This is a genomic window from Cellulomonas endophytica, assembly GCF_004123805.1.
Lineage (GTDB): Bacteria > Actinomycetota > Actinomycetes > Actinomycetales > Cellulomonadaceae > Cellulomonas > Cellulomonas endophytica.
In genome coordinates, this window is the sequence record NZ_RWJX01000012.1 from 68,966 (window position 1) to 77,765 (window position 8,800).

An 8,800-nucleotide genomic window follows, 5' to 3' on the forward strand; every position below is an offset into this window, starting at 1 on the left:
GATTTAGGACTGAGGACCTGGTCACTGGCCCTGCCGATGCCCGACCACACTGCGCGTCGATCCGACGAGGGTGAAATGCGGACAACAGGCCCGGGTCGTGTCACAGGCGGCGCCTACGGTGGGCGCGCTCGCACCACCATCAAAGGAAACGCCGTGACTGCCTCCTACCCGCCGCCACCACCGCCCGCCCGGGCCACCTCCACGCCGACGCCGTCCCGGCCCGGCTCCCCGGGGTTGGTGCTGCGGCTGCTCGGTGCCGGGCTCGCGGCGCTGGTCCTGCTGCTGGTGGCGCTGTCCGGGATCGGGAACCTGCTGGTCCTGCTCGGCCTGGCCACCGCCGTCACCGCGCTGGTACAGCTGCTGGTGCGCCGGCCGCTGCGCCGCCACGGACGACGCGCCTCGCTCGCCCTGACCGGCGGCGCCCTGGTCCTGCTCCTCGCCGGCGGCGCCCTGGCCGCACCACCAAACCCGGGCAGCGACCCCACGGCGGTGGCCGCACCGACGACCAGCACCACCCCCGTCCCTGTGCCGTCGCCGACGGCGGAGGAGGTCGCTGACCCCGACGCGGACGAGCTGAACGCCGCCGCCGCGGCCGCGCTGCCCGCGCCGGAGGTCGCCCCGGCCGTGGATGCCGACGCCACCGTCGCCAGCGCGGCCGGGCAGGGCGCGCTGAGGGCGCTCGGCCTGCTCGAGGTCAAGGGCCGGGCGCCGACCACCGGGTACGACCGCGACCAGTTCGGGTACCGGGCCGTCGACCTGGACCGCAACGGCTGCGACACCCGCAACGACATCCTGCGCCGCGACCTCACCACCGCCACCCTCGAGGCCGGGACCGGCGACTGCGTCGTGCTGACCGGGACCCTGGCCGACCCCTACTCCGGCACCACGATCGCCTTCACCCACGGCGCGAACACCTCCAACGACGTGCAGATCGATCACGTCGTGGCCCTGTCCGACGCCTGGCAGAAGGGCGCCCAGACCTGGGACACGAGCACGAAGCAGCAGTTCGGGAACGACCCGCTGAACCTGCTCGCCGTGTCCGGGCCGCTGAACACGCAGAAGGGCGACGGCGACGCCGCCACCTGGCTGCCCCCGAACAAGAGCTACCGCTGCCAGTACGTCGCGCGGCAGATCGCCGTGAAGTACACCTACGGGCTCTGGGTCACCGACGCCGAACGCGCCGCCATGGCCGCCATCCTGGCGACCTGCCCCGACCAGACCCTGCCCGACGGCACCACCCTGCCCCCCGCCCCGGCCCCGGCTGCCGCCGCTGAGCCCGAGCCAGCGCCAATCGTGGTGGCCGATCCCGCACCCGAAGCTCCGGCACCGGTCGCACCCTCCCCGGCAGCCCCTGCCGCACCGGCACCGGCCCCGGCACCTACCGCACCGGAGCCGGCTCCGGCGGTCGTGGTGTACGCCAACTGCGACGCGGTCCGCGCCGCCGGCGCCGCACCCCTGTACGCCGGGCAGCCGGGCTACTCCACCAAGCTCGACCGCGACCAGGACGGCGTCGCCTGCGAATAGCACCGCACGGTCCAGGCACGGGCCCGAACACCGACCCCTCGCGCCGAGCCCCGGCGCCTCGTCCCGAATGAGGAGCCCGCCGCGGCACACCGCAGCGCGTCGACGCCGCCGCTGCCCGGTTCACCGCATGCTCGGCGACAATCGGTGTACGAGGGACCAGATGCTCTCGACCTCGCTGCCGTAACCGGTGTTCGGAGCGCGGTCGTACCAGTCGTACCGCGCGTCCCGCCCTACCACAGCGAGACCGCGCGGCAGACACACCGTCTCCGAGACGTCGTCGTCGCTGCCGCGGTGCGGACCTCTCCATGGGCGGGACCGCCCAGCAGCAGCGCGTACACCGACATGACCCGCACCCTGCCCCGTGCAAGTTCCCTCCTGCCCGCCGTCGTCCACAGCCGCCGGCACTCCGCAAGCCCGAGGACGCGCTGCGTCGAGTGCTAGCGGTCGCGGTGGGCGCCGGGGCGGCAACCGGTCCGCGCGGTCCACTCCGACAGGCGTGCGCTGGTGTGGGCGAAGCGCTCGTGCCACCCCAGCGGGGCATCGGCGGCGGAGGTGCGAGCGAACGCCCCGAGCCAGGCCAGGTGCAGCGCGGACAGCTCCTCGACCAGCTCAGGGTGGGCAGGCCAGCAGTCCGGCACGACACGGTGGTCCAGCCGGTACCGCCCCGCCAGCCACCCCACCCACGTCACCAGCTCCCGCACCGCCTCCTGCTCGGCCACCGGGTTGAGGGCGGACCAGACGAACGGCACGGCCAGCGCCGTCGGCTGCGCGACCGGGTAGTCCAGCTCCCGCCACCCCGGCGCCAGGACAGGCAACTGCTGCCTCATCGAGCACCCACCCCCGCGACCGTCGGCCCTGCCGGTTGGGGCGTCAGCCACGAGTAGGCGGAGGAGTTCGGACGCTCGTCGCGCTGGGCCGCCTCAGCACTGATCGCGCCGAGCCATGCCTGCCGGTCGGTGAGGTCAGTCGGCTCGGCGCCGTATTGCTGCACCCAGGGGGGCGACCCCGCCAGCGCGGCCTGCGTCACCGCGGCGGTGCGCGCGCTGATCAAGTTCCGCACCTGGCCGAGCATGTCTGCGCCGGCCTGGTCGAGGAAGGCGTCTGCTGGTGCGGTCGGGATGTCGCGGGGGTCCTCTCCGGTGCGGTGCAGCAGGTGCATGGCCGCCGCGGTCAACGCAGGTACGGGGTCCTCCTGCTCGCAGTCCAGCTCCCGCATCATGCCTGCCACGGTGGTAGCGGTGTCGGGGTTGACGGTCGCCAGCCGGTCCAGGGTCGCGAAGAGCCGGCCCACGTCCGGGGACAGCCGCACCGCCCCCAGCTGCTGCTCGCTCATCCCGGCGTCGGTCAAGGCCTCAGTCCACCGGGCAGCAGAGGCATCGGCCAGCAGGGTCTGCTCGATTGGACGCAGCCGGGCCAATGACTCCGCGTAGTCGAGCCGGTCGGCGATGGTCTGCGTCGCGGACCGCTCGGCACCGCTGGTGGCCAGGATGGCTTCCAGGACGGCGAAGGCATCCTGTGTGGCGTGCAGGGCGGGGGGGTCGCAGTCGGCATCGACCTCCTCCAGGGCGACATAGACGTGGTTGGCGTGCCGGCCGCGGGTGAGGGCGACGTACAAGTTCTCCCGCGTCATCCCCGGATGCGCCACCGCGTGCGCCCGAGCGACGGTGACGCCCTGCGCCCGGTGCGTCGTCACCGCGTACCCCAGGTCCACGTGCTCGCGTACGTACGCGGCCGGCACGACCACCGTCACCCCACTTTGCGATGATGGGGCTCCTGCCGCGTCCGCGTGATCGGCGCCGGCGGTGACCCGGCGCAGCGTCATCGCCCCGTCATCGGTGGCGGCGATGACGTCCCACAGGTCACCGTTGCGCACAAACCCGTGACCGCGCTCGTCAGTGACGCGCAGCCGGCGGTCGTTCTGACGGGTCAGCACGCGGTCCCCGACCCCGATGACGACCCCGTCCGAAGTGGTGACGGCCCGCGTCTGGCTGACCAGGCCCTCAGTGACGCGGTCGTTGTGCGCCCGCTGGTTGAGCGCGGCGACGGTCTTGGCGTCAGGTGCGATCAGGACCGTGGAGCGGCCGGCGTCGGTGTCGGCGGCCCAGGCGGTGTAGGCGGCCTCGAGCATCGCCTCCGGCGCACCGGAGCGGATGCGGTCGTGCTCGTCGTACACCTCGAGCACGCGCGGGTTCCCCTCCCGCAGTCCGAGCGTGGCCTGCGCCTCCCACGGGTGCACGAACCGCCACAGGGAGTTCAGGACGGGCCCGGCGTTGCGGGTGGCGAGTAGCCCGAACGCACCCCCGGCATCGACGGCCGTCAGCTGAGCATGGTCGCCGACCAGCAGCACCTTCGCACCGACCGCTGTTGCTTGGCGGGTGAGCTCGGCCAGGGTCAGCGTCCCGGCCAAGGACGCCTCGTCGACCACGACCAACTGCCCAGTCCGCAACCGCCACGCCTGGTCCTGCTCAGCAACGGCCCGCCGCGCCCAGGCCAGGTGTCGGGCCTGCTCGGGCTCGGACACCGGATCGGCGCTCTCGTCGAGCTCGCGCAGGCGCCGGCTCAGGGCGGCGCGTGCGTGGGCACCGGCGCCGCTGGACTCGTAGATCCACTTGGAGGTGTTCTCACACGCCACGCCCAGTGCGCCGGCGAGGGTGGCGGCTGCGGAGGCGGACGGAGCCAACCCGATCAGCGAGCCCGGCCCGTACTCGGCCTCCCAGGCCCTGCGCACGGCGAGCAGGGTGGTGGTCTTCCCCGACCCTGCAGGCCCGACCAACACCTCCAGACGCCGTGCAGAGGAAGCGATCACGCAGACAGCGGCAGCCTGATCCGGTGCCAACTCCGCGCTGCCGCCCTCGCACGCCTCCGCTGGTGCCGCTGCGGCAGTCGGCGCGGTGGTGTCGGTGACGGCGGCCAACAGGCTCCGCTCGGCATCAAGGATCGTCATGTCGGTAAAGCGATCCTCGGCGGGACGGTCGAACACTGATCCGCCCTCAGGGCGGCTGGACCGGCCCGCGGCGATCAAGACGGCCGGCGCCTCCACACTGATGCACTTGACCAGGACCGCGTCGGCGATGCGATCCAGCAACACCACCCGGTCCGCCGGGCTGCGCATTGTCAAAGGCACGCTGACGCGGGCCGCCTCGGCCAGGACGTTCCACCGCGTCCACGTCGCGCGTCGCGTCCGCACCTGCTCCTGCACCAGCTCGGCGAACTGGGCGATCACCTCCGCGCCGACGCCGTCCGCCGTCACCGCGTCTACCCGCGACTGGTGAATGGCCCGCGCCGTGAGCTCCTCCGGGGAAGCCCCGGTGACCTGGCTGGCGCGCTCGCGCCACCGCTGCACCAGCTCTCGCAGCGGCAGCACCTTCTTCGGCGGACGAGTCGCGCGAGTTGCGACCTGCCGCATCCGCGTCACCTCCACCCGGTCCGGCAGACGACCCCGCTCAGCCGCGAAACGCGCCACCGACTCCGTCATCGCGGCATCGATCTGCGACGAGCGCGCCGAGAAGACGCGCAGCAGGCCGTCCTCCATGCCGTCGATCTCGAACGCTGGAGAACGTCGAGCACCTCGACCCCGCCACCCCCATCGGACCGGCAGCCGACGGCTGACCTCGTCCACCAGCAACGCGTCGTACACCTGCGACACCGTCACCACCGCGTGATGCAACGCTCTCGAATCGACCGACCGCCACGCCCCGTCTAGGCCCTGCACCTTGTTGGACAGCACCACGTGGGTGTGCAGGTTCGGATCCCCTGCTCGGGAGTCCCAGTGATCGAAGGCGGCCGCCACCGAACCGCGCGTGCGCTCCTGCCGGCAACCACCGTGCCCAGTCCGCGTCAGCAGTACACGGTCCTCCAGCAGCGTCATAGCCTGCTCAACCGCCGCACGGTGCGCGTCTAGGACCGCGACCTGCACATCGCGGTCGCCGACCGCCCACAGAGTCGCCACCGACTTCAACACGGTGAAGGACAGGTCGAAGCCGGCGACCGAGTGCGGCATCACCCGCGATTGCTCGCGATGCAGAATGCTTTCGAGCGCCGTGCTACGCGCCTCCACGCTCATGCCCGCAGGCAGTCTCGCTGCGGCCAACGACACCCGGTCGGACAGCGGCAAGGACTGCTGGAACGGCCGCCCCATCGACCAGCCTGTCACCGGATCAGCACCGCGCGCGAACAGGCGCTCCATCCCCTGCTCATCGACCAGCGCTCCAGCAGTCAGGCGAGGAGCACCCGCCACGCCGGCAGCCGCGCCCAGGCTCGCAAGGCCTGCACCCCACCAACGGCCCGGCGGATTGCCCGACTCTAGGTAGTACGTCGCCAACGACGCGCCCGCGGTTCGCGCACCGTCCGCGGTCGCGATGTGCCGCAGCAAGTACTGGTACCCCGCACCCGCGCTGAGCCGATGCATCGTCATCACCACAGCAGCGCCCGCCATGGTACGAAGACCGCACTCGCATTGAGACGCACGAGTACCTGTGGCGCAGGGCACCAGTAGGACGAGGCTCGGGAATCGAACCTGCCCGGCGAAGACTCGAGGGCCGGCTCCGACGCCGTGACCTGTTTCTCGACTCAGGGCTGTCGGCTCGTGCCACGGTCGATGCGTGCGTCGCGTTGACGCAGTCAACAGGCTCGAGCGGCCGGCGAAGTCGACTCTCCATCTCTGCGCCAGAACGTCGAGCGCCGAGAACGCACGTTATGACACAGGGCTGAGATCTCGGTGATCAGCCGCCGGTCCTCCTGCCGCCCGGTTCCCGGAAGGCCCGCCACTTCCGCCTTTCCTTCGCGAGGACGCGACCCTGCCTCAACCTCCAAGTTGCAGACACCAAGCGTGGCTTCGAGCGCCGTGTTCAGGACCTCATCCCAAGGACGTTACTGATACTCCTAAGTAACGACCAGGGCCAGCCGGGTAGTGTGATACTGAGCGAATGGGAGTCCTCGAGAGCGTTCTGCTGGCGGTCGCCGCTAACCTCGCAGGCGACGCACTCACGGGAGCTGCGAAGGCTGGCTGGCGGCGACTCAGAAGCACGCTGGTCAATCGGTCGACGAATGCACGGGCTAGTGAAGTGTGGCTCGACCGTTTCGAGGCTGAGCCGACCGAGGAGGTTGCGCGCGGCGTTGCACGCAGGTTTCACGAACTGGGACTCGACGAGGACCCTGAGGTACTGCGGTGCGCAGGTCAAATTCTGTCTCAGGTGGCTATCGGCACGGGGGCCACGAATGCGTCGATAAGTATCAACCACGGGTCGGTTGGCGGGGTTCACTACCACGGAGGTATTGCCAGCGCGCTTCAACTCACCGCTTCCGGCCTACGCAGCTTCTTGCTTACGAACGCAAGCGAGACGCCACTCACCATAACCTCAATCAACACGGTGAGGGGTGTCATGCGGCTCGATGTCCGGGAGGTCATGCCGCGGTGTCTCACGCGCGGCGAGGCTGTCTCCCTCATAGTTGAGGGTGGGCCTGGGCAAGGTGTGCCTACCGTCATCGTGCATTACGAGCTAGGCAGTGCAAGGCACAATCAGACGTTTTCACTTTAGGAGGCGACGATGGGAATCTTCGGCCGCTCGCCCCGTGGGAGACGCACCTATCCCCGATCCTACGGCGCCAGTCCTACGAAAGCGTTGAGGCGGGGTGTGAAGTTCTGGATGCCGTGCGCCTTGTCTGACGTGCCCGCCGTGTTCCTGGGCTATGCCCGCGACAACCCTCAAGGAATCGGGCAACTAGGAGGTTTGATCGCACATTATTTTGAGACGTACGGCAACGATCTTGGCGTGGTGGCCTCAGTGCCGAATGCTCCCGCCCTCTACGTGGAGTTCGTTCGAGTGGGAGCAATATCGATCCGGGCCGGCGCTCGTACTGTCGAGCACTGGCACCTGACCATCACTACCGAAGCTGTCGCCGATGGCGTCGAAGGATTGGCGAAGTGGTTCCCGCCGGACGAAGCCGACAGGGTTACCTGGACGTCCGACGCGATCGCCATCTTCGTCGGTATTCACGGCAGCGTCGAGGGAGTCGGCGGTTTGTACGACCTCCGGTAATAATCATTGTAGTGTTGGGCCCTGTCCTGAGCAGTTCAAGGCCGCGCGACGACTCTCTGCGCGTCCGCGCCTGCGGAGCGCGAAAGTACCAGGCGCGCTCGAGTCGTTGCGGGGTCACTCTGTACCGGCCCCGACGTCCAGAGCCACCGCATCGCGGGTGGTTCCCGCATGCTCGATCAGCCCGTCTAGCAACGCAGCGGGGATGTCGCGGCCTAGCGCCGGTAGTGCGAAGCTGTCGCACCAGCAAAGGCGGTCATCACCCCGTTATCGTGCCCGGCCACGTCCACGACTCGCCACCGAGCTCCCCTGGTCTCGGCGCGACGGGCCGTTCTGGCCCGTTGCCAACCAAGCGGGTGGGAGGTGCTCGGCCTAGCTATGGCTGTCGCGAGGGGCAGGGTTATGGCGGCGTGGTGGCGCCAGGGTTGGTTGGGCTCGCGCCGGTGGGCACAGCCGCTCAGTGATCAAGGACGTCCTGCCGATGAGAAGCGGACGGCTTGACCGGAATGGTTGGGCACGGACGATAAGGACAGTGATGGGCTTCCGTCGTACTTCTGCTCGGGCGTCTTCGCGTCACGTGCTGCCCGTCCCGCGGGATGTGGAGGCTCTGGAGCGGGTGCTCCTGGCCTTCGAGGGCGGGGTCGCGGACGCGCAGGACGCGCGCGTCAAGCTCACCGACGCCCTCGTCGAGACCCTCGGCCTCACCTACGGCGCCCGCTGGGTGCCCGCGCCCGACGGACAGCTCGAGCTCGCCTACGAGACCGGGCGGCTGGGCGACCGGCTGCGCAGCGCCGTCGGCGGGGCCACCCGGCTGCAGCCCGACGCCGGGCTCGTGGGCCAGGCCGCGCGCCGCCGCGAGCCCGTCCTCGTCACGGGAGACGTGAGCGCCGCGCGCTCGGGCTGCCTGCGCTGGCAGGCCGCCACCCAGGCCGGGATGGTCGCCGGCGCCGCGGTGCCCATGATGGACGAGGGCGACCTCGTCGGGGTCATGGAGTTCTACAGCGACCACGACCTGCCCCGGTTCGACGACGAGAAGTGGCGCGCGATCTCCCGCATCGCCACGCTCGCCCGCCGCCAGGCCCTCACCGCCACGGCACTGCAGGAGACGCTCGACGACCGCGAGGCCGTGACCACCGTCGTGACGCAGGTGGGCGAGGCGAAGGACGAGGCCACCGCGCTGCGGGTGGCGCTGGAGACGGTCCGCACCGCCTTCGGCTGGGCCTACGGCTCCTTCTGGGCGC

6 protein-coding genes are annotated in these 8,800 nt (G+C 70.5%); 4 read left to right on the top strand and 2 right to left on the bottom strand.

Features of this window, described 5'->3' with window-relative positions; genetic code table 11:
- The first annotated feature begins 153 nt into the window (after nt 1–153).
- Nucleotides 154–1,524, top strand: a complete 1,371-nt coding sequence (locus EJA20_RS05745) for a GmrSD restriction endonuclease domain-containing protein (RefSeq protein WP_240675087.1) — start codon at nt 154–156, stop codon at nt 1,522–1,524.
- A 437-nt stretch (nt 1,525–1,961) separates the two neighbouring features.
- Here EJA20_RS05745 and EJA20_RS05750 read toward each other — a convergent pair whose 3' ends face one another.
- Both EJA20_RS05750 and mobF read right to left on the bottom strand, forming a co-directional pair.
- Nucleotides 1,962–2,351 carry a hypothetical protein gene (locus EJA20_RS05750; RefSeq protein ID WP_129337203.1) on the bottom strand — a complete coding sequence of 130 codons (390 nt, stop codon included), beginning with the start codon at nt 2,349–2,351 and terminating at the stop codon, nt 1,962–1,964.
- Nucleotides 2,348–5,938: a MobF family relaxase gene (gene mobF, locus EJA20_RS05755; RefSeq protein ID WP_240675097.1), complete on the bottom strand. Its 3,591-nt coding sequence runs from the start codon at nt 5,936–5,938 to the stop codon at nt 2,348–2,350. Before mobF ends, EJA20_RS05750 begins: the two co-directional genes overlap by 4 nt.
- A gap of 511 nt (nt 5,939–6,449) precedes the next feature.
- Here mobF and EJA20_RS05760 point away from each other — a divergent pair.
- The 3 genes from EJA20_RS05760 to EJA20_RS05770 all read left to right on the top strand — a co-directional run.
- Nucleotides 6,450–7,061 (top strand): hypothetical protein, encoded by a 612-nt coding sequence (locus EJA20_RS05760; RefSeq protein ID WP_129337205.1) that lies wholly within the window; start codon nt 6,450–6,452, stop codon nt 7,059–7,061.
- Between the two features lie 96 nt (nt 7,062–7,157).
- Entirely contained in the window at nt 7,158–7,562 is a 405-nt protein-coding gene (locus EJA20_RS05765) for a hypothetical protein (protein ID WP_129337206.1), read from the top strand.
- Nucleotides 7,563–8,157: 595 nt separating this feature from the next.
- Nucleotides 8,158–8,800, top strand: a 643-nt coding sequence (locus EJA20_RS05770) for a GAF domain-containing protein (protein WP_164983845.1), incomplete at its 3' end; no start/stop codon positions are given.